This window comes from Planctomycetota bacterium, assembly GCA_033763975.1.
Taxonomy (GTDB): Bacteria; Planctomycetota; Phycisphaerae; order Phycisphaerales; family UBA1924; genus RI-211.
Genome location: JANRJM010000016.1, coordinates 33,231 through 56,865, shown reverse-complemented (window position 1 = coordinate 56,865; position 23,635 = coordinate 33,231). Strand labels below are relative to the sequence as shown.

Genomic DNA, 23,635 nt, shown 5'->3' with positions numbered 1-23,635 from the left:
GGGCGACGGCGAATCAGACGCCTGCTGCTCCTGTGCACCATCCGACCACGAACGAAAACACCCGGACGACCATCGCCCGGGTGCACACTTCTACTTCGACGCCGCCTTGGCTTTCGCCGCCTTGCTCTTGTACAGCCGGACCGCCGGGCGGACCTCGACGACGCCGTTCTTGCCGCCCGGGACCGTGCCCTTGACGAGCAGCAGGTTCTTCTCGGGGATGCGCTGCACGACCTCGAGCGAGCGGCAGGTGACGCGCACCGCGCCCATGTGCCCGGCCATGCGCTTGCCCTTCTTCAGGCCGCCGCCGTACCCGCGGTTCGAGCACAGCGAGCCGATCGAGCCGGGCGAGCGGTGCTTGCGCTCCGTGCCGTGCGACGCGAACATGCCCTTGAAGTGGTGGCGTTTCATCACGCCCTGGAAGCCCTTGCCCTTCGACGTGCCGATCACGTCAACGAACATCGTGCCGTCGAACGAATCGACCTTCAGCTCCTGCCCGGCCTGGAATGACCCCAGGTCCTTCGCGTCCACGCGGAACTCGCGGTGGTGACGCATGGGGGCGGCCCCGGCCTTCACGTCGTGCGCGATCATCGCCATCGTCGAGTTGCGCGGGTCGATGGCCTCGTACCCGATCTGCACCGCCGCGTAGCCGTCCACGTCCGGCGTGCGAACCTGCGTCACCACGCACGGCCCGCACTCGATCACCGTCACCGGCAGGGAGACTCCCTTGTCCGTGTAGACACGGGTCATCCCGATCTTCTTGCCCAGCAACGACACGCCCATCGCATTCATCCTCGCGGAATCCGGCGGCCGCGTTCACGCGTCCCCTGATCGTCCGTCAATCTGCGTTCCCGATTGCCTTCTGCCTCGTTCCTGATCCCCGATTTCTAATGCCCAATGCCGAATGCCGAGTGCCTTCTTCTTACGCCTTGATCTTCACGAACACGCCCGCCGGCACGACCAGTCGGTTCAACGCCTCGACCGTCCGCGCGTTGGGGTCGATGATGTCGATGATCCGCTTGTGCGTGCGGATCTCGAACTGCTCGCGGCTCTTCTTGTCGATGAACGGAGAGCGCAGAACGGTGTAGCGCTCCACGCGCGTCGGCAGGGGCACCGGGCCCGCGACCTTCGCGTTCGTGCGCTTCGCGTGCTCCACGATCTCCTTGGCCGACGCGTCCAAAGCGATGTGGTCGTACGCTTCCATCCGGATTCTGATTCGCCCGCCCGTCATGCAGTGTCCGTCCAGTCCACCCGCCGTCGGCGCTCGCTGCTCCGCGTGGCGACCGCCACCGAAGACACGCGACCGCCCCTCTTTCCGGAGAGGTGGGAGGGAAGCGTAGACGGGGCCGCACAGAAGTCAACCCGGGCAACATGCGCAGCTTCGACCCGCCACGGCGTCACCCCCGCACCCCCTCCCTCGACCTCTTCTCAGTCTCCACTTTGCCACTTTGCCACTTTGCCACTCTGCCACTCTGCCACTCTGCCACTTTGCCACTTCCCCGCACGCTCCTCGATCAAGCCGGGTCACACCGGTTGTCGATGTCAGTCCTCGGTCCCGTCCTGAGCCCGAACCGATGTTCGGACCTACCCTCGCCCGGAGGCCGCCATGCCCACCCGTCCGAATGCCGTACCGCAACTGCTCGCCTGCGCGTGCACGCTGCTTGCGCTGGGCGGCCCGGCGCTGGCGCAGCGCGCGGTGCCGAACACCCCCCCCACCGCGCCAGCGGGCGTGACGGGCACGGTGGAGTTCGATGACGAGGCGTTCCGCCTCGACTCGGTCGGGCTCGAGATGCTGCTGCCCATGGGCAGCAAGGCGGAGTCGGGTTCGGTGGGCGGGCGCGTGACGGCGACCATCAAGCCCGAGGACGGCACGTGGCTGGTGAACATCACCACGCCACGCACGGCGAATCCGGAGGTCACGGCGGCGCACGCGATGGACGAGGTGGTGACGCAGATCCTGAAGACCAGCGGCGAGGTCTACGACCGGACGAAGCCCGGGCAGGTGGTGGGGTATCGGGGCACGATCATCGTGCCGCGTTCGACGGTCGAGATAAACGGGATGCCCGCGGAACGTGCGTACGTGCTGATGCCGCCGGAGGGCGGCTCGCCGGCGGTGGTGCGCGGGTACACGATTTTCCGCCTGACGCCCCAGCAGTTCGTGACGTTCGAACTGATCACGACCGAGCCGGTGCTGGCCGGGGCGCGCCGCGAGAGCGAGGGGATGATCGGGACGGCGACGTTCGAGGACCCGGCGAAGGTCGGCAACGCCCGCGCGGCGGCGATCAAGACGGGGCTCAAGGTGTTCGAGCGGACGACGCCGGACGTGCTGCGCGAAATCGTGGAAGCGATGCCCGAGCGGTGGGAACGTCTCTATCGCCCGTCGCCGACGGGCGCGAAGGCCGACGAAGAAGAGGTTGGCTACCGCCGCGTCCGCTGCGCGCTCGGGCGCCGTGGTGAACTCGACCCGACGAAGAAGCACACGGGGGCGGGCGACCGCGAGCAGGGGTTCGTGGTGCGGATGGACGCGCGCTGGCTCGATCGTCCGAACGAGGCGGGCGCGAAGCCCCGGATCGTGGACTCGCAGTCGATCTTTTTTCTGTCGCTCGACCGCGAGCGGGAAGGCTGGAGCGTGCGCAACGTGGTGCGCGACGGCGACCGCGTGATCCAGGCGAGCGAGCTGGGCGTGCGTGACGGGGGCACGATGCAGGTGGAGGTGGAGACGCCGGGCCAGCCGCCGCGCACGGTGAGGCCGGTGATCCAGGGCGAGGGGTATGTCAGCCGCCTGGAGTCGCTGCTGCTCCCGCAGATCCTGGTGCGCGCGGGGATCACGGCGGACATGGCGTTCTACGTCTACCAGTCCGACCGCGAGACCATCCGCCTGCGTCGTGACCTGCTGGAGCAGCCGGCGGATCGCCCGGGGCTGTGGCGTCTCACGACGCGCCTGCACGACCAGTCGCGCCCGCAGGTGAGCGAGTACAACGAGCGGGGCGCGCTGGTGCGCGCCGAACTGCCCCGCGGCACGGTCGCCGAGCCCATCAGCCTCGATGAACTTGTGTCGCTCTGGCGGCGCAAGGGCCTGCCGATGGACTAGGCTCGACCGTCGGCCGCGGGGTCCGGGCCCGTCCGAAGCGTGGAGCAAGGTGCATGGCGACGCAGCGTGTGCTCTCGGGCAAGCAGGCCCCGGAAGAAGAGCCCCAGAACTGGGCGCTCCGCCCGACGCAGCTCGACGAGTACGTCGGGCAGCGCGATCTGCTGGAGCGCCTGCGCATCGCCATCCGGGCCGCCTCGCAGCGCAGCGAGCCCATGGAGCACCTGCTGCTGCACGGCCCGCCCGGGCTGGGGAAGACGACCCTGGCCCATGTCCTGGCGAAGGAGATGGGCGCGGGCGTCGTGCTGACGAGCGGGCCGGCGCTCGCGCGAGGGACGGACCTGGTCGCGACGCTCACGCGTCTGCAGGCGCGCGACATCCTGTTCATCGACGAGATCCACCGTTTGCCCGTCGCCGTGGAAGAGTTCATCTACCCGGCGATGGAGGACTTCCGCATCGATGTGACGCTCGACGCGGGGCTCTCGGCCCGCACGGTGCAGGTGCGCTGCAAGCCCTTCACGCTCGTGGGCGCCACGACGCGCGCGGGGATGCTGTCGTCGCCCCTGCGGTCGCGCTTCGGCATCGTGCACCACCTGCAGTACTACTCGACCGACGAACTGGTGGAGATCCTCGCGCGGAGCGCGCGACTGCTCAACCTCGCGGCGCCCGAACGGTCGGACCTCGCGCGCCTCGCCTCGCGCTCGCGCGGCACGCCCCGCATCGCCAACCGCCTGCTCCGGCGCGTGCGCGACTTCGCCGCCGTCAAGGGCGACGGGCGGCTGTCGGCCGCGATGATCGATGGCGCGCTCGCGCTGGAGGGGATCGACGCGCTGGGGCTGGACGGGCTGGACCGCGCGTACCTGCGGTGCATCGCGGGGACCTACGCGGGCGGGCCGGTGGGGATCGAGGCGATCGCCGCGACGATGAACGAGGACGCCGGGACACTCGAAGACACCGTGGAGCCCTACCTGCTGCAGATCGGGCTGCTGGCGCGGACGCGCCAGGGGCGCTCGCTGACGCCGGCGGCCGGGCGGCACCTGGGCATCGCCCCGCCCGCGCCGGGCCCGGGCGGCCTGTTCCCCGGGGCGTGAGTTCCCGATGGCGTGCGTTATCGCTTGCTGGACGCGGGGGGCTGGAGCGCGTTGCGCGCGGTCTCGTCGAGGAACAGCAGGCACTGGCACGAGACGCAGCGGGTGATGACGCCGCGCGAGAGCAGGCCGCTGACGGCCTCGACGGGGATCGTCATCTGGCACGACCCGCAGGTGTACTCGTGTCGTTTGCGGTCCTCGACCTGGATGGTGGCCATGGCGTCCTCGCCCTTGCGCCGGAGGAGGTCCTCGAGCATCTTGAGCGAGTCGGGGGTCGCCTCGGCGGCGAGCGCGGCGCGCTCGGCCTTGAGCACCGCGAGACGGGCCGCGATCTCGGCGTGGCGCGCGTCGCGTTCCTGCTGGGCGACCTGGCGGACCTGGAGCCTCTGGTCTCGGGCGGCCTCGGCGTCGGCGTGGAGGCGCTTGGCCTCGTCGACCTTCTGCATGAACTCGATCGCGGTGGTCTCGAGTTTGTCGCGCTCGAGCTTGTGCGTGTTCATCTCGACGAGGAAGGCCTGGTACTCGCGGTTGGTCTGCGCCTGCCCCATCTGCTCGCGGATGGTGGCGATCTTGGCGTCGAGGCGGTGAGCCTCGCCCTCGCGGTCGGCGGCCTGCACCATGAGCGCCTTGGCCTGCGCTTCCAGGGCCGCGCGCTTCGCGTTGATCTGGGCGAGATCCTTGTCCTGCTCGGCGAGGAAGCGCTCCGCCGATTCAAGGCGGGATCTCAGTTCCCGCATCTGCTTTTCGACCTGAAAGACCTTGAGCAACCGCGTCGTAGCGTCCATCCGATTCCCCTGGGGACCCGACGCAGTGTAGAGCGCCGGAACACGTCGCGTCAGTCGACGCCGTGCGTTGTCGCGATTCGCTGGAAGCTGTGGAGCATCCAGTAGGCGACGGGCGCGGCGAGCAGCGGTGAATCAATGAGGTCGAGCACGCCGCCGAACCCCGGCAGTGATCGCCCGGAGTCCTTGATGCCCGCGTCGCGTTTGAGCAGGCTCTCGAGGAGGTCGCCGGCCTGGCCGACCAGACCGAGCACGACGCCCGCGCCCAGGCTGGCGAAGACCCCCGGCACGGGCGCGCCGGTGCCGGCGTGGATGACCGCGAACCCGCCCCAGGCGACGAGGGCCGCCAGCACGACCCCGCCCACCAGACCTTCCCAGGTCTTGCCGGGGCTGAGCCAGGGGATGAGTTTGTGGCGGCCGAAGGCCTTGCCGGCGAAGAGCGCGCCGATGTCGCAGGCCTTGGTGACCATGAGGACCCACAGCAGGATCCACGCGGTGTGCTCGCGCCGGATGGCGAGCAGGAACCCGAGCATGAGCCCGATGTACACGAACGCGAGGAGCGCGCCGCCGGTGCCGGCGACGACACCCTCGACGCTGCGATGACGCGAATAAAAGCCCAGCGCGGTGATGAGCGCGAGCACGCCGGCGGTGCCGACGCCGGCGAAGGCCTCGGTTCCGGTCGCGTGCCCGGGGATGAGCCCGGAGGCAAGAAGCCCGCACATCGCGGCGAAAGTGGTGACGCGGCGCGAGGCGAGCACGCCGTTCGCGGCAAGGATGGCGGCGAGTTCGCGGGCCGCCAGCGCGCCGAGGATCGCCATCACCACGAAGACAATGACCCCCGGGGGAACGGTGTCGGACCCGATGACGCGGAGCGCCGACGGCAGCGGGCGCGCGTCGAGCCACTGGTCGAGCGCCAGCCCGCCGACGAGGAGCAGGATCAGCAGCGGGCCCAGCAGCAGCCGCTCACGCATGCGCCTGCTCGCTGATCGCCCCGAAGCGGCGGGAGCGGGACGCGAAGTCGCGGATGGCGGCGTCGAGGCAGGCGGGCCCGAAGTCGGGCCACAGCACGGGCGTGACGTGCAGTTCGGCGTAACTGATCTGCCAGAGCAGGAAGTTGCTGACGCGCATCTCGCCGGCGGTGCGGATGAGCAGGTCCGGGTCCGGCAGGTCCGGGGCGTACAGGCGCGACGCCAGCGAACCTTCGTCGACAGCGTCGGGCGCGATCGCGCCCGAAGCGACGTCACGCGCCAGCCGGCGGGCGGCGTCGGCGAGTTCGGCGCGGGCGCCGTAGTTGATCGCCAGGCAGAGCGTGCCGCGCGTGCCGCCGGAGGTCGACCGCTCCACCCGCTCGATGGCCTCGACCACGCCCGAAGGCAGGCCCGCGCGGCGGCCAATGACGCGGAATCGGATGCCCCGGCGCACGAGCTCGGCCTCTTCGCCGTCGAGGTACACGCGGCAGAGGTGCATGAGCGCCTCGATCTCGCCGGGCGGACGCTTCCAGTTCTCCAGCGAGAACGAATACAGCGTCACGACCTCCACGCCCACGTTCCCGGCGTGCTCCACCACCTCGCGCACCACCTTGGCGCCGGCGCGATGCCCGAACTCGCGGGGCAGCCCGCGGGCCGCGGCCCAGCGCCCGTTCCCGTCCATGATGATCGCGACATGGCGCGGGATTCGGGCTGGGTCGACGTCGGGGAGCAGGCGGGCCGGGTCCGCGTCGGGGTTGCGCTGGCGGATGCGCGCGAGGGCGGCGGCGTGCTGCCCGTTGTGCCCCGTCGCAACGGGCGATTCGGCGGCGCGATCCGGCATCACGCCCGCTCCGTTCGGATCATGGTCTGCGCGCGATCCGGTCCCACGCTCACCACCTCCACCGGGACGCCGACGAACGACTCGATGAACTCCACGTAGCGGGCCGCGTTCGGCGGGAGGCCGCCCGCGTCGCGGCACGAGGCGATGTCCTCGGCAAAGCCAGGCAGCACCTCGTACCGCGGGACGGCCCGCGCCAGGTCGTACGAGTCGGGCGGAAAATCGTTCGTCTCGCGCCCGTGAATCGTGTACCCCACGCACACCCGCAGTTCGTCGATCCCGCTCAGCACGTCCAGCATCGTGAGCGCGATGCCGGTGGCGCCGTTGATCATCGCGGCGTAGCGCACGGCGACCAGGTCAAGCCAGCCGACCCGGCGCGGGCGCCCGGTCGTCGTGCCGTACTCGCGCCCCCGCACGCGGATCCGCTCGCCCAGGGCGTCGTGCAGCTCGGTGGGGAAGGGCCCGGCCCCGACGCGCGTCGAGTACGCCTTCATGACGCCCAGCACCCGCGAGATGTGCGTGGGGGGCACGCCCGTGCCTGGCCCGACCCCGGACGCGATGCACGTGGACCCGGTGACGTACGGGTATGTCCCGTGATCGACATCGAGCAGCGACCCGTTCGCGCCCTCGAAGAGCACGCGCTTGCCCTGGCGGAGCATCCCGTGCAGGAGCGAGGTGGTGTCGCGGATCATCGGGGCGAGGCGCGTGCCGATGGCTTCGCACGCCGCGATCAGTTCGGCCTCGTCGGGCACGCCGGACTGCGGGCCGAGTTCTTCCAGCAGCGGGCGTTTCAGGGTGAGGGCGACGCGGATGCGATCGCGGAGCACGTCGGGGCGGAGCAGGTCGCCCAGGCGGACGGCGCTGGCGCGCTGGACTTTGTCGGCGTAGGCCGGGCCGATGCCGCGCCGGGTGGTGCCGATCTCGGAGACCGGGGCGGGGGCGTCCGCGCGGTCCTCGCCGCTGGGCACGCGGGCGCCGCCGACGTGCTTGAGCAGGTCCTCGCGGAGGGCGTCCTCGGACTTGTGATAGGCGAGGACGGCGTGGGCACGGTCGGAGACGACGAGGTTCGAGGTGTCGATGTTGCGTGCGGCGAGGCCGTCGAGTTCCTCGACGAGTTTCCAGGGATCGACGACGACGCCATTGCCGATGACCGCGACCTTCCCCGGATAGAGGATGCCGGAGGGGATGAGGTGCAGGGAGTAGCGGGTTCCGCCGACGACGACGGAGTGCCCGGCGTTGGCGCCGCCGTTGTAGCGGACGACGGCGTCGTGCTCCTTGGCGAGCAGGTCGACGAGCTTGCCCTTGCCCTCGTCGCCCCACTGCAGGCCCACGACCACCGTGCCGCGGGGGGCGTCCGAGAAGAGTGCGCGCGTGTCAGGTGCAGCCATGTCGTGCTCGCAGGGTCCGGGTGTATCGGGGCACAGCGTATCCGGGGCGATTCTGGGACGCCCACGCCTCAAGCGGCGGGCGCCGTGTGTCGATTCCACGCACGATGTCGTCTTCGCCGACTATCCGCATGATGTGCCCGAACCTGAGCTGCCGGAAGATCCTGGCGGTTCCGAAGGAGTGCCGCGGAAAGACCGTCCGCTGCCGGGCGTGCGCGACGAACATCCGGGTGCCGGCGGCGGGGAGCACGTCCCAGCAGGGCAAGCCGGCGGCGTAGCGCCCGCCGCGCGGGCTCAGAGCTTGGGCTGCTTCTTGATGTCGTCGTCCTCGCCGAGGAAATCGAAGTCGTCGGCGCCGCTGTCGTCGGGATCGACCGGCCGCGCGGGCGCGCGGGACGCGGGCTTGCTCGCCGGTCGCGGGGCCGCCGCGGCCGACGCCGCCGCCGGGACCTGGACCTGCCCGTCTTCCAGCACGTCGTCGGAATCGATGGCGGCCGGACGCCCGTCCACACGCACGACGAACACCATTTCTCCCACCGCCAGCAGGTCGCCGGGCGAGAGGTCGGTCTGCGTCACGCGCCGACGGTTCACGTAGGTGCCGTTGCTCGATCCAAGATCGCGGACCGAGACCTTGCCGTCGTCGACCGAAACTTCGCAGTGATGCCGCGACACCGCGCTGCTCGGCACGCGGATCTGGCAATCGGTCTGACGCCCGATCACCTGCACGGGACGGCGCAGCGGGATCTCCGACTGCTTGCCCTGCGGCGTCACGAGCACCAAGCTCACATCCATCGCGCGACCCCTTCCGCGGCGAACCGCCCCCGCGTGTGTTCCCATGATAGCCCCATCCCCGCTCGCGACCCGCACCGGACCCGTACTCTGCCGGCGTGCCCGTCAGCCTTCCCCAACTCCCGCCCGCGTCGCCCGGCGGCCCCTCCGACGCCGGCGACGCGCTGGGCGGCGTCGCGGCGCGGGCCATCGCGACCTCGCTGTACATCCACGTCCCGTTCTGCTCGCACAAGTGCCACTACTGCGACTTCTACAGCATCGTCGACACGCGCGGGCGGCAGGAGGCGTTCACCGATCGCCTCGTGGACGAACTGCGGGCGCTCGCGCCGTGGGCCGCCAGGCCCCTGCGCACCGTGTTCGTCGGGGGCGGAACGCCCAGCATGCTCGAGCCGCGCCTGTGGGAGCGCGTGCTCGGCGCGCTGCACACGCACTATGACCTTGGAGCGGGCAGGGGCCTCGCGACGTGCGGCGACCTCGCGGCGGGGGGCGGCGCGCCGTGCGAGTTCACCGTCGAGTGCAACCCCGAGACCGTCACGCCCGACCTGCTGCGCGTGCTGGTCGCGGGCGGAGTGAACCGGCTGAGCATGGGCGCGCAGTCGTTCCACGCGGCGCACCTGGTGACGCTGGAGCGCCGGCACGACCCGGCGAGCGTGCCGCGCGCGATCGCGCTGGCGCGCGACGCGGGCGTCGAGCGGCTCTCGGTCGACCTCATCTACGCCGTGCCCGGGCAGACGCGGGACGAGTGGCGCCACGATCTCGACGCGGCGCTCGCGCTGGGCACGGAGCATCTCTCGTGCTACGCGCTGACGTACGAGCCCAACACGGCGATGACCGCGCGCCTCAAGCGGGGCGAGTTCGCGCGGGCCGACGAGGACCTGGAGGCCGACCTGTTCGAGGACACCGTGGGCGTGCTGCGCGCGCACGGGCTTGACCGGTACGAGGTGAGCAACTTCGCCCGCCCCGGCGCCGAGTGCCGGCACAACCTGGCGTACTGGCGCGACGACCAGTGGCTGGCGGCCGGGCCGTCGGCCTCGGCGCACGTCGCGGGGCGGCGGTGGAAGAACACGCCCCGCCTGGACGACTACCTGGATCGCTCGCGCGGCGGGTTCTCGCCGATCGTGGACTTTGAAGGGCCCGACGCGCGCCGCGCGCTGGCCGAGCGCCTGATGACGGGCCTGCGCCTGCGCGAGGGGCTCGACGCCTCCGAGATGCTCGCCCGCGCGGGCGCGCTCGACGCGGCGGCGCCCGCGCGTCTGGAGGCGCTGGCGCGGAAGCTCGCGGGCGAGGGGCTGCTTTCCTCCGGCGCGCGGTGGGCGCCGACGGATTCAGGCTTCCTCGTCGCCGACCGGCTCGCCGTCGATTTCCTCTGCGCGCTCGACCCGCGCTGACGGCGCCCCCGCGTCCGCGCCGGCAGGGTCGGTGCCGAGCAAGTCCGGGCGGGGCAGGTGCAGGCGCTTCAGCAGCGCGCGCAGGTCGCTGGGCCAGGGGCTGCGCACGTCGATGCGCTCGCCCGAGGTGGGGTGCTTGAACACCAGGCGGTGCGCGTGGAGCGCGAGGCGCCGGGACGCGCCGCGCGCCGAGTGCGGGCCGTAGAAATCGTCGCCCAGGATCGGGCACCCGATGGAATCGAGATGGACGCGGACCTGGTGGAGACGTCCGGTGACGGCGCGGCATTCGAGCAGGGCCCCCGCCATCGACTCGGCGAGCGTGCGGTACGCGGTGAGGGCGGGCTTTCCCGCGGGGGAGATGCGGGCGAGCTTCTTCGTGCGCGGGTCGCCGGGCGCCTTGCCGTCGTACTCGAGGATCGCCCGGCGGATCAGCCCCTTGGGAGACTTGGGGGCCTGGAAGACCACGGCCCAGTAGTACTTCTCGACCTGGCGGCTCGTGAACGCCTCGCGGAGCGCCTCGTAGGCCTCGACGGTGAGCGCGCAGAGCACCAGCCCGCTGGTCTCGCGGTCGAGGCGGTGCAGCAGGCCGAAATCGCGGGCCTTGCCGAGCTTCTGCAGGCGCGGGCCGTGCCGGGCGAAGAGCCCGTTGAGGAGCGAGTCGCGCTCGTGCCCGAGCCCCGGCGTGGTGACGACGCCCGCGGGCTTGCCGACGACGAGGAGGTCGGCGTCCTCGTGGCGCACCTTGAAGGTGATCCTCGGGTTGGGCTCGACGGACAGCAGACCCACGCGGGGCTCCTTCAGGAATGCTCCGCGGGCACACGCGTGCAGCAGGCGGGATCGACGTACCAGCGCAGCTCGCCCGCGGGCGGGCGCAGCGCCATGGCGCCCAGCGCGGCGCTTGTGCCCCGGGCACGCTCCAGCAGCGAAAGCCCGCGCCGGGCATCTTCTCCGGAAACATACACCGCAACGAGACGCGAGGCGTTGAGAATCGCGTCGTTCACGCCGACCGTCGCGGGCGAGGTGGGCGTGGACCCGTGCTCGACGCAGAAATCGCCGCGCGCGATGCTGTTGGCGCCCCGCACCGCCCCGACGCCCGCGTCGGCGCGGAGCACGAGCAGCGCGCAGTCCGGGCGGTCGTGCCCCTTGGGGCGCCAGCCCAGGTGCTCGCGCAGCAGGGCGTCGTACGCCTCGGGCGCGTCGGGGTCGATGGCGTGGATCTGGTCGTCGGGGATGCCCGAGTGCGCGCCGATCATGTCGCGCACGATGGGCCAGGCGCGGGCGGGATCGTCCGGCGGCACGCGCTGCTCGCTCGCGAGCCACACGCGCGTGCGCGTCCAGGGCATCTCGCGGTACGCCGGGTCGTAGAGCAGGCGCCGCAGCACGGGCTCGATCGCCGGGTCGGCGTCGATGACGAGGTGGAAATCGCCGAACTCACGCACGCAGTTGCCCGCGTGGATGAACAGGTCCGCCAGCAGCGCGTCGATCAGCGCGTCGCCCGTCGGGCGCTGCACCACCAGCCCCGGCAGGCGGGGTGTCCGCTGCGAAGCGATCGGGGACAGTTCGTACATCGGCCCGTCGCTCATCCGGTCATTGTGGCGGGGTTCGGCCCGGTCCGCCACTGCCATTTTGCGTACGCTGGGCCGTGCCCCTGCCGCCCCGACCGGACCTCGCCCGCCTGCTCGACGCGAACCTCAACCGCGCCCGCGAGGCGTGCCGCGTGCTCGAGGACCTCTCTCGGTTCGTGCTGTCGCGCGAGGACCTGGCGTCCCGGGCGAAATCGCTGCGACACGCCGTCACCGACGCGTCGGGCACCCTCGGGCTCGACCCGCTCGCCCGCGTCGCGTCCCGCGATGTGCCGGGCGACGTCGGGGGCCCGCTGACGCTCCCCGAAGAATCGGCGCGCCGCGGGGCCGCCGACCTCGCACGCGCGAACGCCGCCCGCCTGGAAGAGGCGCTCCGCGTGCTGGAGGAAGCGGGCAAACCCGCCTCTGCCGGCCCGCCCGGCCCGTTCAAGGCGCTGCGATATCAGGCATACGACCTCGGCCGCGCCGTGTCGCTCGCGCTGGGCGCGGGCGCGCGTCGCCAGTGGCGGCTGTGCGTGCTGCTCACCGAATCGGTGTGCGCACGCCCGTGGGACGCCGTGGCATCGGAGGCGCTCGCGGGCGGGGCCGACTGCATTCAACTGCGCGAGAAAACGCTCGCGGACGCCGAACTGCTCCGCCGCGCGTCACGCCTGCGGGCGATGACCCGCGCGCACGGTGCGGCCCTGGTCGTCAACGACCGGGTCGACCTCGCGCTGCTCGCGGGTGCCGACGGCGTGCACCTGGGCCAGAGCGACCTCGCCCCCGACGTCGCCCGCCGGCTCGCGGGCGAGGGACTGCTCATCGGCGTCTCGACCGAGAACCTCGACCAGGCGCGGGCCGCGGTCGCGGGCGGGGCGGACGTGTGCGGCCTGGGGCCGATGTTCCCGACCCGGACGAAGGACAAGCCCCGGCTCGCCGGCCCGGCCTACGCGGCGTCGTATCTGGCCGACCCCGGGCTGAGCGCAGTCCCTCATTTGGCGATCGGGGGGATCACCGCGCACAACGTCGGGACGCTCGCGTCCGCGGGCGTGCGCGGTGTGGCCGTGAGCGCGGCGGTGTGCGCCGCGACGGACCCGGCGGGCGCCTGCCGCGAGATACGGGCGGCCTTCGACGCTGCGCCGGCGCGCTAGATCGCGAGAACCGAGGCGAGGTCCACCACCGTGCCGCGCGGCATGCCGAAGGTTGAGAACCCGCCGCCGATGCTGCCGTCCCAGTGCTCGACGCTCGCCACGATGGGCGAGGGCGACGTGACGCGGAAGCCGAAGAACTGGTTCTCCGGCCCGGTGATGAACTCCGCGAGCTCGTGGATCTTGATGTCCTCGACCTCGAGGGAACTGATGTCATCGGAGATCGTGCGCGTGGTCCCATCGAGCATGAAGAACGTCACCGTCACGGAGACGTCCTGGCTCGTCGGGTTGAAGACGTAGATGTCCTCCTCGACCTCGCGCCCCGCCCGAGAGCGGCTCATGAACCCCTCGCCGAAGTCCCACGTCGTCGCGGCCTGCGTCGCCGCGTTGAAGCCCGTCCCATCGCGGCCCTGATACACCGACCCCGACACCGTCACGGGCACGTTCGACCGGTACACCACGGCGATCTCCACGTCCTGCGCGACGCCCAGGTCACGGATGGAGATCTGCGAGCGCGACTGCGCCGGGACGATGGCGACGCGCCGGATCGGGGGCGGATCGCCCGAGCCCGATTCGTCGAGCAGGAACGTGAGGGTCACGGTCGCGGGCGCCCCGTTGGGGTTCACGATCGAGACGAACGCGTTGCCCTCGAATCGCACCCCGCTGGGCTCATCCCCGTTGATCTCGTAGAACGAGTCGTCGAAATCGATGGTGGGCAGCACGCCGGCCAGCGAGCCACCGCCGACGGTGCCGATCAGCCCGTACCCGCGCTGCGACTCCAGTTCGTAGTGCGACTGGGCGGCGACGATGGGCACGTCCGACACGACCGTGGCGGCGAACGCGCCGGGCGCGATCCCCGGGATGTCGTCCAGGCTCCACCCCGCGCGTCGCTCCGCCTCGACCACGATCGAGCGGGTCGTGATGCCCCCGGCCGAGTCCATCACCGTCAGCGTGACGTTCGCGACGGTCGCGTTCGGGTTGAAGACCAGGATGAAGTCGCGCGATCCGGCAGAGTCCTTGCGGCCGTCGGCGAACGACCAGAGAGGGCCCGTCGTCGCGACGAACGACTCGCCCACCGCCGTGCCGAAGTCGTAGTGGCTGAGGGTGGCGGCCAGCGGCATGGTGGACCGGAGCACCAGGGCGTACGGGACGTCCGTCCGCACGAGGCGGTCGTCCGGGCGGGTGATCTCCGAGATCGTGACGCCGTCGCGCGAGCGCGGCGCGATGGTCCCGCGGGCGATCAGCGCGTCGCGCTCGCCCCACTCGTATCGCGCGTGCAGTTCGAACTCGACGGCAACGTCGTTGGGGTTGGTGATCGGAACGTACTCGTTCACGTTCGCGCTGGTGAAGCCTTCGGGGTAGTACAGGACATTCGTGAGGTGCCCGTCCAGCACCACGCGGCGCTCGAGCGCCTCGAACCGGCTATCTCGTTCCATGCGGACTCCCAGGACGTGCGTCCGGCGTTGCCCGCTCCCGGGGGCGGCCGGACGCCGGGAATATAGCAAATCGCCGCGTGACTGATAGCCGAACTTTGACCACACGAAGTGTGCCGGTGGTTGTTCTGGGAACTCTCGGACGTGGGGCGGCGGGCGCGGGGGGCTCCGGGCGGGGCGCGAGGGGCCGTACCCTCGCCCGTGTCGTACGAGTATCGCCTGCACCGACTTGCGAACGGTTTGACGATCCTGGCGGAGTGCTCGCCCGCGGCGCACACCGCGGCGGGGGGTTTCTTCGTGCGCACGGGCGCGCGAGACGAGCCGCGCGAGATCATGGGGGTCAGCCACTTCCTCGAGCACATGATGTTCAAGGGGTGCGCGGGGCTGAGCGCCGAGCAGTTGAACCGGGCGTTCGACGAGATCGGGGCGCGAAACAACGCGTACACGTCGAACGAGATCACGTGCTTCTACGCCGACGCGCTGCCCGAGCAGTTCCCGCGGGCGCTGGAGCTGCTGGGGCGGATGATGCGTCCGACGCTCGCGCCCGAGGAGTTCGAGGTGGAGCGCGGGGTGATCCTCGAAGAGATCGCGATGTACCACGACAACCCGTTCTGGGTGCTGTTCGAGGAGACGCTGGAGCGACACTTCGGGAACCACCCGGTGTCGCACCGCGTGCTGGGCACGCCGCAGACGATCGGGGCCATGCGCGCCGAGCAGATGCGGGCGTACTTCGACGCGCGATACTCGCCGGACAACACGGTGGTGGCGCTGGCGGGGAACGTGGACTTCGAGGCGGCGTGCCGCCAACTGGAAGCGCTGACCGCCTCGTGGTCACCGACGCGCGCCGACCGCGACCCGCGCCCGCCGGCGATCGCGGGGGGGACGTTCGAGCTGCGCTCGGAGAAGGTGACACAGGCCTACGTGCTCGCGATGTGCCCGGCGCCGGCGATGGCGGACGACCGGCGGTACGCCGCGTCGATCCTGGCGCACGTGCTCGGCGGGGGCGACAACAGCCGCCTGCACTGGAGCCTGATCGAGCCTGGAATCGCGGACGACGCGCAGGCGAGCTTTGACCCGCACGACGGGCTGGGCGACTTCATGGTGTTCGCGACGCTGCACCCCGCGCGTGTGGACGAGGCGTGGGAGATCCTGGAGCGCGAGATGCGGACGCTCTCGGATTCGCTGGAGCCCGCCGACCTCGAGCGCCTGCGCGAGAAGATGATCACCAGCGCGACGATCAACGGCGAACGCCCCCACGACCGCATGCAGCGCCTGGGGCGTCTGTGGACCTACCTCGGGCGGTACGCGACGCTGGAAGAAGAACTCGCGATGCTCTCGGGCGTGACGCTCGACAACCTGCGTGCCCTGCGGGGCGAGTTCCCGGTGCGGCCCGTCACGGTCGGTCGCCTCTTGCCCGCGGGCTAGCGGGCCGGGGGCCTACTTGGCGTCGGTCCCGAGCAGGCGGCGGAACGTCGGGGGCTCGACGCCGAACACCTCGCGGAAGCACAGGGCGAGCAGACGCGTGGCGCGATCGACCGCGGCGGGCGGGGCCGCGCTGGACGACCCGGTGCTGACGGCGCGGAGCAGGTCGACCGTTTCGGCGCGGATGCGCCAGGCGCCGGGGCGCTCGGCGTTGGCGGGGGCGTCGGTGGTGAGCCCGCCCCGCCGGGCGTCGAAGACGTACGACGGCGCGGCGGGCAGGTCGGTCCCCGCGCCGACGTCGCGGGCAAGTTCGGGGGCGTGCCCGGTGTCGGCGAGCGTGCTCCAGAGGAAACCGAGCAGCGCGGGGCCGGGGCCCGCGGGGGCGTCGAGGCCCCGCAGGTCGCGCAGCAGCGCGTCGTATAGGTCCGGGTGCGGGTCCTGCTCGTGGAGGCAGTGTCGCACGGCGTCGAGCATCGTGGTGCCGGCGTAGAAGGCCTCGAGCGAACGGCGGGCGGCGGGGAAGACCTCGGCGAGTTCCCAGGAGGCCAGCACCGACATGGCGTCGGACTTGCGGACGCTCACCTGGAACTCGGCGCGGGTGAGGGGCTCGATCCCGCCGGAGAACCGGGTGTCGCCTCGCTTGGAGCCTTTCGCGACGCAGCGGAGCACGCCGTGCTGGCGCGAGAAGACCGCGAGGGTCTGGCTGGTCTCGGACCAGTCCCAGACACGCAGGCAGACCCCCTCATCGCCGATGACGGGCACCGCCCAGCGTAGTGGGGTAGGATGGACCCGTGCACTTCGACCTTGTCGACCGCGTACTGGAGCAGACTCCCGAGCGCATCGTGACGCTGAAGCAGGTCACCGCGGCGGAGGAGTATCTGCAGGACCACTTCCCGACGTTCCCGGTGCTGCCGGGGGTGCTGATGCTCGAGGCGATGGTGCAGGCGGCCCGGCGACTGTGCGACGCGCGGGGCATGCACCGGGCCGTGCTGGGACAAGTGCGGGCGCTCAAGTACGGACGGTTTGTCAAGCCCGGGGCGTCGCTGCGCGTCGAGGTCTCGCTGCTCAAGGCCCTGGACGACGGGTCGCTGGAGTTCCGAGGCGAGGGCCTGCTCGTGGAGGCGGGAATCCCGGCGGCCGACCTCCCCACCGCCGTCAGCGGGCGGTTCATTCTTCGGCCGGTGCGCCTGGCGGAGGCCCCGTTGGCTTCCGCACGCGAGTCGGCGGTATCATGCTAGTTCGAACCGCGTCCGCGGGAAGGCACTCCGCGAGGCGCCGCTCGCGAGCGCACCGCGGGACGCTGGAGAGACCGAGACGATGACACGCGACGAGATTTTCGAAAAGGTCCGCACGATCCTCGTCGACGCCCTGGCGGTCGACGAAGAAGAAGTGACCCCCGAGGCGGTGCTGACAAAGGACCTGGGGGCGGAGTCGATCGACTTCCTGGACATCGTGTTCAAGCTCGAGCAGGCCTTCTCGATGAAGATCCCGCAGGGCGAGCTGTTCCCCGACAACGTGGCGCAGGACCCGCAGTACGTGCAGAACGGGAAGGTGACGCCCCGCGGTATCTCGATGCTCAAGGACCGCATGCCGCACGTGGACTTCAGCGCGTGGGAGCAGGATCCGCAGATCACGAAGGTCGCGGAGCTGTTCACGGTCGAATCGCTGGTGAAGTTCGTGCAGGCGCGCCTCGCGAAGGCCTAGCGTGCCCGCCCGATGCGAGGGAGCCTCCGCGCATGCGCTGGATGTGGATCGACCGGGTCCTTCAACTCCGTCCGCGAGAGCGGATCGTCACCATCAAGAACGTCTCGCTGGCCGAGGAGCACCTGGGCGATCACTTCCCGGCGTGCGCCGATCGGCCGGCGCTGCCGCTGATGCCCGCGAGCCTGATCCTGGAGGGCGTGGCGCAGTCGGCGGGCATGCTCGTGGGGCACGCGGAGGGCTTCCGCGAGAAGGTCGTGCTCGCCAAGATCAGCCGCGCCGAGCTGACCGAGGACGTCTCCCCGGGCTTCACGCTGCGCTACACCTGCGACGTGGTGCAGATGGACCGCGTGGGGGCGGCGACCACCGCCCGTGTCGAGCTCATCGACCCGGCCCACCCCGCCGAGCCGCGCACCATCGGCGCCGTCGACATGATGTTCAGCTACGCCGATCGCAACATGGCGGGCATCGAGTTCCCCGCGCACAACTTCGTCTTCGGCGACGCGTTCCGCACGCTGCTGCGCATGGGCGGCGTGGAATGCCCGGCCTGAACGCCCTCGCCGCCGCCTAGCCCCACAGGTGGGTCCACGCAACGATCTGCACCACGCCGTACCCCACCGGGAACGCCGACAGCGCGATCGCCGCGATCGCGAGCCGCCGCCCGGCCCGCTCGCTCCGGCGTCCTACCACCTCGCACACCGCGATCACGAACACGACCGTCGTGAACTTCAGGACGATCAGCCCCCAGTGCCCGAACGTGTCCACGAAGCGCTGCGCGATCTGATTCACCTCGCGCCCGCCGATTTTCCAGATGATCGCGTACGTCATCATGATGTCGAGCGACGACGCCAGCAGGTACCACACGTACAGGTTCGGGTACAGCACTGGGCGCGTGCCGGGGCCGGACGCGCCCTGCTCCTGCGGGGCGGCGCCGTTCGGCTCATCCAACTCTTCCGGGCCCGGACGCTCGTCCATCCTCACCCCGACCCCTCCCGCGCCGCGGCGGCCTCCGACGCGAGCGCGCCGAACAGCGTCAGCGGCCCGGGCCGGCCCGTCCACGCCTCGAACTGCAACGCCGCCTGCCGCACGAACATGTCCAGGCCCCCCACCGTCCGCAGCCCGCACGCCCCCGCCGCCGCGAGCAGGGGCGTGACGCGCGGAGCATACACGGTGTCCATCACCACGCGCAGCGACGCGCAGCCGCGCATCGCCTCGGCCGTCATCGCCGCGCCCGCCGGGTCGGGCCCGCCCGTCATGCCCAGGGGCGTGCAGTTGACGAACGCGTCCGCGCACGACTTCGCAAGCAGCGCCCACGACGCACCGACCACGCGCCCCGCGGGTTGATCGGCGCTTCCCCGGCCCTCACCCCCGCTTCGCAGCGCGCCGTTCACGTGAGCCGCGACCTCCTCCGCGCGCGACAGATCGCGGTTGTAGAGCACCACCGTCGCGCCCGCCCGCGCCAGCCCCCACGCCGCGGCTCGCCCCACGCCCCCCGCGCCGATCACCCCCACCGTCGCGCCCGCGAGCGTGCCCATCGCTTCGGCCAGACTCGCGGCCAGCGCCGGCACATCGGTGTTCATCACCCGCACGCGTTGGGGCGCGTCGTCCGCGTCGCGTTCCACCACCAGCGTGTTCGCCGCGCCGGTGGCGCGCGTCGCTTCGTCGGCCTCCCACCCCTGCGCTGACGCGAGGCGCGCCAGCGATTCCTTGTGCGGGATCGTCACGCTCGCGCCGCAGAACGACAGGCGCGGATGCTCGATGAACTCCAGCAGCGTCGCCTTGAGCGCCGCGAACGACTCCTCGCCCGCCGCGCCCGCCAGCGGCATCGGCAGGTACACGCCGTCGTGCCCGACGCGCTCGAACCCGGCGTTGTGCAGCGTGGGCGAGAGCGAGTGCCCCACAGGCCACCCGACGACGCCGTACACGCGCGTGCGCGGGCCGATCGATCGGAACCGGTACGCGCCGAGCAGGTCGGCGATGGTGGGCTGGCCGGGGGCCGTCTCGCCGCCGCGCCGCAGCGAGGCGAATGTAAGAAACCCGCCGAACTTCGGCGCCAGCACGCGCGACATCAGCCCGAACTCGCCGATCCCCAGCGCGATCGTCGGCCTGCCGGTCTGCGATGGCACCTCCAGCAACTCCAGGTTGTCGCGGATCGACCGCGCGCGGTACGCGACCTTCACCACCGCCGCGGCCTCGGCCTCCGCGAGCCGCGCGACGCGGCGCGAGAGGTCCGCCGGGCGTCCGCCGAAATCATGCAGCGAGAGCACGAGCCCCGGCGCGTTCGCACGCCGCCTCGCCGGCCAGTCGATCGCGAGGTGCGCCTTCTGCCGCAGGTTCGCCGAGCGCTCGTACGCCGCGAGTTCCAAGTCCACATACCGCGGCGGGTGGTCGGCCGTGCCCAGGTGCTCGTACAGCGCGAGGCGTTCGTCGTCCGGCCCGTCGTACGCCCCGCCCTCCGCCGCCGCGCGGCACGTCACGATCGCCGGCAGGGGCGAATCGGCGCACAGCCGGCGCAGCAGCCCGATCTCGGCTTCGCCGACGCCGCCGGGCAGCATCGCGTCGACGCGGAACTCGACGAGATCGGCCCCCGCGAGGCGCGCGGCCTCGGCGTCGGCCAACGCCGTCGGCACGTCATGCACCGCGATGGGCACGCACACGAGGGTCATGGGGCGAGGATACAGATCGCGCGAAGCAGGTGATTTTCATGGTGCGCCGACACGGCAGTACGGTATCTTGGTCCGTCATGCGACGATACGTTCAAGCGATCTGCGTTCTCGGACTCGGCGTGACCGCCACCGCCGCGGCGCAGTCGTCCGTCGCTCGCAGTTGGACTCGCCAGACGGAGTTGCGGAGCGGCTTGTACATCTAGAATGACACGTGCGGTCGCAGTACTTGTCACGCCGTGTGTTCGCAACCGCCGCGACGGTGCTCGTCGCGTTGTCCGCCGCCATGATTCTCTATGCACTCTTCGACAAGTCGAGCCGACTATTCATGTTGGCAGGATGGGTATTGCTCGTCTTCCCTCTCATGCTGGTAGTACTCGGATTGCGGATCGAGAACCTTCCTAAGAGAACCAACTCGGGCGCACGCCTCTGCCCATTCTGCAATCACTCTACCGAGGGCCTTCCGACCGAATCGCCGTGCCCGGAATGCGGCGAGCACGCGGCGGACGAGCACAAGGAACCATGACACGTACCGCTCTACTCGTGGGCATGGCCGCTCACAGTCTCCAGGTCTACCCACATCGTGTGCACTACGCAGCCGTGTGCCGGCGGGTCACCGCCCGGTTTCCGTTGACCCACGAACTTCCGCGCCTGCCCCCACCCCCGCAGCATACCCGCTGGCCCACGCCCATTGGAAGTTGAAGCCCCCGATGCGCCCGTCGACGTCGAGGATCTCGCCGCAGAGGTGCAGCCCGGGGCGGACGCGTGATTGCATGGTGGCGAGGTCGAGTTCGGCGAGCGGCACGCCCCCGGCGGTGACTTCCGCGTGCGTGAAGCCCCGGTCGCCGGTGACGGGGATCGGGCACTGCGTGCTCCAGCGAACGATTCCCCGGCGATGCTCGCGCGTCAGCGTGTGCACGGGCGTCTGCGGGTCGACGCCGGCCTGCTCGCACAGGGCCTGCGCGAGGCGCAGCGGCATGCCGCGGGGCTCGTGCTCGGGCACCGTCAGCGTGTGGGCGACGCGCTCGGCCAGGTAGCGGGCGATGCCCGGGCCTTTCGCGCGGGCGAGGTCCTGGTCGAGCGCCTCGGGCGTAACGCCGGGGAGCCAGTTGATCACAAGCGAGGCGGCCTGGGAATCCGCGGCGGGCGACGGATGCGCGGCGTGCGCGGGCGCGGCGTGCGCGTGCGCGGGCGCCGGCTGGGCGTGCGTCGGCTGGGCGTCGGTGTAATAGCGGCTCATGTCGAGCACGCTCGGGCCCGAGAGCCCCACGTGCGTCAGCAGCGTGGAGTTCGTGAACGAGCGCAAGCGTTTGCCGGTGGGCGAACGAAGCTCGATGGTCGCGGGGGTGGTGATGCCGCTGAGCGAGCGCGTCCAGTGCCCGTCGGGCGTGGTGAGGGGCACGAGCGCCGGGAAGATGCGGCGAGTGGTGGTGTGCCCGAGCGCGCGGGCGAACTGGTACCCCGCGCCGTCGGACCCGGAGCGAGGCAGGGCCATGCCGCCGGTGGCGAGGATGACGCGGGACGCGTCGAGCCACTCGGGGGGCCCGTCGCCGGCGCGATGGATGCGGAAGTGGCCGGGGCCGCCGAGTGCGCCGCCGCTCATGTTGTTGGTATCGCCGCTCGCCGGTTCGTCGCTCATGTTGCCGGTCGCCGGTTCGACCCAGTCGATGCGGCCGACCCGCCACGGGTGGCGGATTTCGGCGCCGGCGTCGCGGCAGGCGCGCAGCAGCGCGTCGAGCACCGTCCGCGCGGCGTCGGTCACGGGGAACAGTTTGCCCGTGGGCTCGCGCTTGAGTTCGACCCCGAGTTCGCGGAAGAAGTCGACTGTCCGCGAGACCGGGAACGCCGCGAGCACCCGGCGCACGGCGTGCGGCGACGACCCGGCGTACGCGCGTTCGTCGACCTCGTGGTGCGTGACGTTGCAGCGCCCGCCGCCCGCGACGAGGATCTTGGCGCCCAGCGTCCTGGCGCCGTCGAGGAGCACGACGCGCCCCGGCCCGAGCGTGCCGCCCTCGCCCGCGAGCGTTCGGGCGGCCCACAGGCCGGCGAAGAGCCCCGCGGCCCCGGCCCCCACTACCGCGATGTCGCAGCGCGCGCCCTGCATGCCCACGAGGCTAGGGCCGGGCGGCGAACACCCGCGTCGCACGTCGATCGAGCGTTCGCCCTGACGCGCTACCGGGCCATGCTTGAGATCACGACGAACGCGAGGAGGCCGGTGCCGAGCACGCCCATGACGATGCCGAAGATCGCGCGCCCCTTGCCCCGCTTCTCCGGGTGCTTCTTGATGTCGCGCAGCGCCAGGATGCCGGACAGAAGCGCGAACGGCGCGGGAAGGAGCAGCACGCTGAACAGCCCCAGGTACCCCGCGATGATCGCGTACGCCGAGCGCCCGACCGGCACCAGCATGGCGATGCCCGGGTCCACGCGCCGGGCGGCCTCCACGCCCAGCGGGCCGGGCGCCGTGGGCGGGGCGACCACCGTCGGCGCCGAAGCGAACGCGTCGCGCCACGACTCGACCGATGAGGCGGGCACCCAGTTGGCCATGCCCTCGGTCCAGACGAGCGTGTCGTGCGGGAGCTGCCCCGCCCCGATCATCTGTCGCATGACCGGATCGCTGACCGGCCCGACCCGTTGCGAGCCCGCGCTGTAATGCCACTGCTGAGTCATAAGTACCCCCCACCCCGCCGCATGCGGGCTTATGCGCTCATGATGAACGCCACGACAAGCCCGGCGAGCAGCGCGAGCGCGATCGAGTTCAGAATGATCCCCGTGGTGCGCACGCCGCCCTTCTGCTTGCTGAGAAGTCCCAGGATCAGGCCGGTGATGGGCAGCGGGGCGGCGAAGATGTTGACGCAGAAGACAATCGCGATCGCGACGATGCCCAGAACCATCGACGTGATGCCCATGCCGTCGGCGTACTGACGCTGGGGAACGATGAGCGGGCCTGGAATCGTCGGCGGCGCAGGCGGCACACCCAGCGGCGGCGGCGAGTTCACTGGCGGCGGCAACGGCGGTGGCGCGCTCAGCGGCGGCGGCTGCGGCGCGCTCAGCCGCGGCGGAGTTTCCAGCGGCGGCGGGAACGCCGGCTCTTGCGGCAGCGGCGGTGGCGCGGAAGGAACCGGCGGCCCGGCATCCGCCGGGTCGTCGTCCGACGGCAGGAAGAGCTGCGCCAACTCGGGGATCGCCCGTGCCAGCGTGCGAGACGTCTCGCCCGCACGCCACACCTGCGTCCGGGGCCCGATCGCGGCCACCCGCGCCATCTCGGCGAGCACATGCATCGGAACGGGACCGCCCGTGGCACGCCCGTCCACGCTGAAGTAGTACTCGTCCATGCGTCGCCTCCGATGGCTCATGATACTGGCCCGGCGGCGGGATGAAGCGTC

26 protein-coding genes are annotated in these 23,635 nt (G+C 71.4%); 10 read left to right on the top strand and 16 right to left on the bottom strand.

From position 1 onward, the window contains the following. Positions 1 to 90: 90 nt before the first annotated feature. Both rplC and rpsJ read right to left on the bottom strand, forming a co-directional pair. Positions 91 to 780 (bottom strand): 50S ribosomal protein L3, encoded by a 690-nt coding sequence (rplC, locus tag SFY69_10250; protein ID MDX2132421.1) that lies wholly within the window; start codon positions 778 to 780, stop codon positions 91 to 93. A 139-nt stretch (positions 781 to 919) separates the two neighbouring features. Beyond that, positions 920 to 1,228: a 30S ribosomal protein S10 gene (rpsJ, locus tag SFY69_10245; protein MDX2132420.1), complete on the bottom strand. Its 309-nt coding sequence runs from the start codon at positions 1,226 to 1,228 to the stop codon at positions 920 to 922. Between the two features lie 375 nt (positions 1,229 to 1,603). Between rpsJ and SFY69_10240 the strand changes: the two genes are divergently transcribed. Together SFY69_10240 and ruvB are read left to right on the top strand one after the other, a co-directional pair. Then, entirely contained in the window at positions 1,604 to 3,088 is a 1,485-nt protein-coding gene (locus SFY69_10240; protein MDX2132419.1) for a hypothetical protein, read from the top strand. Between the two features lie 53 nt (positions 3,089 to 3,141). Next, positions 3,142 to 4,176, top strand: a complete 1,035-nt coding sequence (ruvB, locus tag SFY69_10235; protein ID MDX2132418.1) for a Holliday junction branch migration DNA helicase RuvB — start codon at positions 3,142 to 3,144, stop codon at positions 4,174 to 4,176. A gap of 17 nt (positions 4,177 to 4,193) precedes the next feature. Here ruvB and SFY69_10230 read toward each other — a convergent pair whose 3' ends face one another. Genes SFY69_10230 through SFY69_10215 form a run of 4 tightly spaced genes read right to left on the bottom strand, consistent with a single transcriptional unit; the run spans position 4,194 to position 8,149 of the window. Continuing rightward, positions 4,194 to 4,958, bottom strand: coding sequence for a hypothetical protein (locus SFY69_10230; GenBank protein ID MDX2132417.1), 765 nt, complete (start codon positions 4,956 to 4,958; stop codon positions 4,194 to 4,196). Between the two features lie 50 nt (positions 4,959 to 5,008). After that, a complete protein-coding gene (locus SFY69_10225) occupies positions 5,009 to 5,926 on the bottom strand; it encodes a phosphatidate cytidylyltransferase (protein MDX2132416.1) in 918 nt (305 codons plus the stop codon). After that, positions 5,919 to 6,764, bottom strand: coding sequence for a polyprenyl diphosphate synthase (gene uppS / locus SFY69_10220; GenBank protein MDX2132415.1), 846 nt, complete (start codon positions 6,762 to 6,764; stop codon positions 5,919 to 5,921). The genes SFY69_10225 and uppS overlap by 8 nt, the downstream gene beginning before the upstream one ends. Beyond that, a complete protein-coding gene (locus SFY69_10215) occupies positions 6,764 to 8,149 on the bottom strand; it encodes an adenylosuccinate synthase (protein MDX2132414.1) in 1,386 nt (461 codons plus the stop codon). The genes uppS and SFY69_10215 overlap by 1 nt, the downstream gene beginning before the upstream one ends. Before the next feature lie 128 nt (positions 8,150 to 8,277). Between SFY69_10215 and SFY69_10210 the strand changes: the two genes are divergently transcribed. Then, positions 8,278 to 8,424 (top strand): hypothetical protein, encoded by a 147-nt coding sequence (locus SFY69_10210; protein MDX2132413.1) that lies wholly within the window; start codon positions 8,278 to 8,280, stop codon positions 8,422 to 8,424. 16 nt (positions 8,425 to 8,440) lie between these two features. Here SFY69_10210 and SFY69_10205 read toward each other — a convergent pair whose 3' ends face one another. Then, a complete protein-coding gene (locus SFY69_10205; protein MDX2132412.1) occupies positions 8,441 to 8,938 on the bottom strand; it encodes an FHA domain-containing protein in 498 nt (165 codons plus the stop codon). 95 nt (positions 8,939 to 9,033) lie between these two features. On the opposite strand from SFY69_10205, the gene hemW reads away from it, so the two are divergent. After that, positions 9,034 to 10,323 (top strand): radical SAM family heme chaperone HemW, encoded by a 1,290-nt coding sequence (gene hemW, locus SFY69_10200; protein MDX2132411.1) that lies wholly within the window; start codon positions 9,034 to 9,036, stop codon positions 10,321 to 10,323. On the opposite strand, the gene SFY69_10195 is transcribed toward hemW, so the two are convergent. After that, positions 10,261 to 11,109, bottom strand: a complete 849-nt coding sequence (locus tag SFY69_10195) for an RluA family pseudouridine synthase (protein ID MDX2132410.1) — start codon at positions 11,107 to 11,109, stop codon at positions 10,261 to 10,263. The genes hemW and SFY69_10195 overlap by 63 nt on opposite strands. A gap of 11 nt (positions 11,110 to 11,120) precedes the next feature. Next, positions 11,121 to 11,906, bottom strand: coding sequence for a 6-phosphogluconolactonase (locus SFY69_10190; protein MDX2132409.1), 786 nt, complete (start codon positions 11,904 to 11,906; stop codon positions 11,121 to 11,123). A 59-nt stretch (positions 11,907 to 11,965) separates the two neighbouring features. Between SFY69_10190 and thiE the strand changes: the two genes are divergently transcribed. After that, positions 11,966 to 13,036: a thiamine phosphate synthase gene (thiE, locus tag SFY69_10185; GenBank protein ID MDX2132408.1), complete on the top strand. Its 1,071-nt coding sequence runs from the start codon at positions 11,966 to 11,968 to the stop codon at positions 13,034 to 13,036. Here thiE and SFY69_10180 read toward each other — a convergent pair. Next, a complete protein-coding gene (locus SFY69_10180; GenBank protein MDX2132407.1) occupies positions 13,033 to 14,469 on the bottom strand; it encodes a DUF5719 family protein in 1,437 nt (478 codons plus the stop codon). The genes thiE and SFY69_10180 overlap by 4 nt on opposite strands. Before the next feature lie 198 nt (positions 14,470 to 14,667). Between SFY69_10180 and SFY69_10175 the strand changes: the two genes are divergently transcribed. After that, on the top strand, positions 14,668 to 15,891 hold the full coding sequence (locus SFY69_10175) for a pitrilysin family protein (GenBank protein ID MDX2132406.1): 1,224 nt from the start codon (positions 14,668 to 14,670) through the stop codon (positions 15,889 to 15,891). Positions 15,892 to 15,903: 12 nt separating this feature from the next. Here the strand turns inward: SFY69_10175 and recO are convergent, their stop codons facing one another. Then, positions 15,904 to 16,650: a DNA repair protein RecO gene (gene recO / locus SFY69_10170; protein ID MDX2132405.1), complete on the bottom strand. Its 747-nt coding sequence runs from the start codon at positions 16,648 to 16,650 to the stop codon at positions 15,904 to 15,906. A gap of 29 nt (positions 16,651 to 16,679) precedes the next feature. Between recO and SFY69_10165 the strand changes: the two genes are divergently transcribed. From SFY69_10165 to SFY69_10155, 3 genes are all read left to right on the top strand, one after another. After that, positions 16,680 to 17,126, top strand: coding sequence for a beta-hydroxyacyl-ACP dehydratase (locus tag SFY69_10165; GenBank protein MDX2132404.1), 447 nt, complete (start codon positions 16,680 to 16,682; stop codon positions 17,124 to 17,126). Positions 17,127 to 17,205: 79 nt separating this feature from the next. Beyond that, on the top strand, positions 17,206 to 17,592 hold the full coding sequence (locus tag SFY69_10160) for an acyl carrier protein (protein ID MDX2132403.1): 387 nt from the start codon (positions 17,206 to 17,208) through the stop codon (positions 17,590 to 17,592). 32 nt (positions 17,593 to 17,624) lie between these two features. Beyond that, entirely contained in the window at positions 17,625 to 18,140 is a 516-nt protein-coding gene (locus tag SFY69_10155; GenBank protein ID MDX2132402.1) for a beta-hydroxyacyl-ACP dehydratase, read from the top strand. 16 nt (positions 18,141 to 18,156) lie between these two features. On the opposite strand, the gene SFY69_10150 is transcribed toward SFY69_10155, so the two are convergent. Continuing rightward, a complete protein-coding gene (locus tag SFY69_10150) occupies positions 18,157 to 18,564 on the bottom strand; it encodes a DUF5658 family protein (protein MDX2132401.1) in 408 nt (135 codons plus the stop codon). A 2-nt stretch (positions 18,565 to 18,566) separates the two neighbouring features. After that, positions 18,567 to 20,255 carry a type I 3-dehydroquinate dehydratase gene (locus tag SFY69_10145; GenBank protein ID MDX2132400.1) on the bottom strand — a complete coding sequence of 563 codons (1,689 nt, stop codon included), beginning with the start codon at positions 20,253 to 20,255 and terminating at the stop codon, positions 18,567 to 18,569. A 211-nt stretch (positions 20,256 to 20,466) separates the two neighbouring features. Between SFY69_10145 and SFY69_10140 the strand changes: the two genes are divergently transcribed. Next, the gene (locus SFY69_10140) at positions 20,467 to 20,778 is read left to right on the top strand and encodes a hypothetical protein (GenBank protein MDX2132399.1); all 312 of its coding nucleotides are present in this window, start codon (positions 20,467 to 20,469) and stop codon (positions 20,776 to 20,778) included. Positions 20,779 to 20,865: 87 nt separating this feature from the next. On the opposite strand, the gene SFY69_10135 is transcribed toward SFY69_10140, so the two are convergent. From SFY69_10135 to SFY69_10125, 3 genes are all read right to left on the bottom strand, one after another. Further along, positions 20,866 to 22,356, bottom strand: a complete 1,491-nt coding sequence (locus SFY69_10135) for an NAD(P)/FAD-dependent oxidoreductase (protein ID MDX2132398.1) — start codon at positions 22,354 to 22,356, stop codon at positions 20,866 to 20,868. Between the two features lie 68 nt (positions 22,357 to 22,424). After that, a complete protein-coding gene (locus SFY69_10130; protein MDX2132397.1) occupies positions 22,425 to 22,919 on the bottom strand; it encodes a GYF domain-containing protein in 495 nt (164 codons plus the stop codon). A 29-nt stretch (positions 22,920 to 22,948) separates the two neighbouring features. Continuing rightward, the gene (locus SFY69_10125; GenBank protein ID MDX2132396.1) at positions 22,949 to 23,584 is read right to left on the bottom strand and encodes a DUF4339 domain-containing protein; all 636 of its coding nucleotides are present in this window, start codon (positions 23,582 to 23,584) and stop codon (positions 22,949 to 22,951) included. Between the last annotated feature and the right edge of the window lie 51 nt (positions 23,585 to 23,635).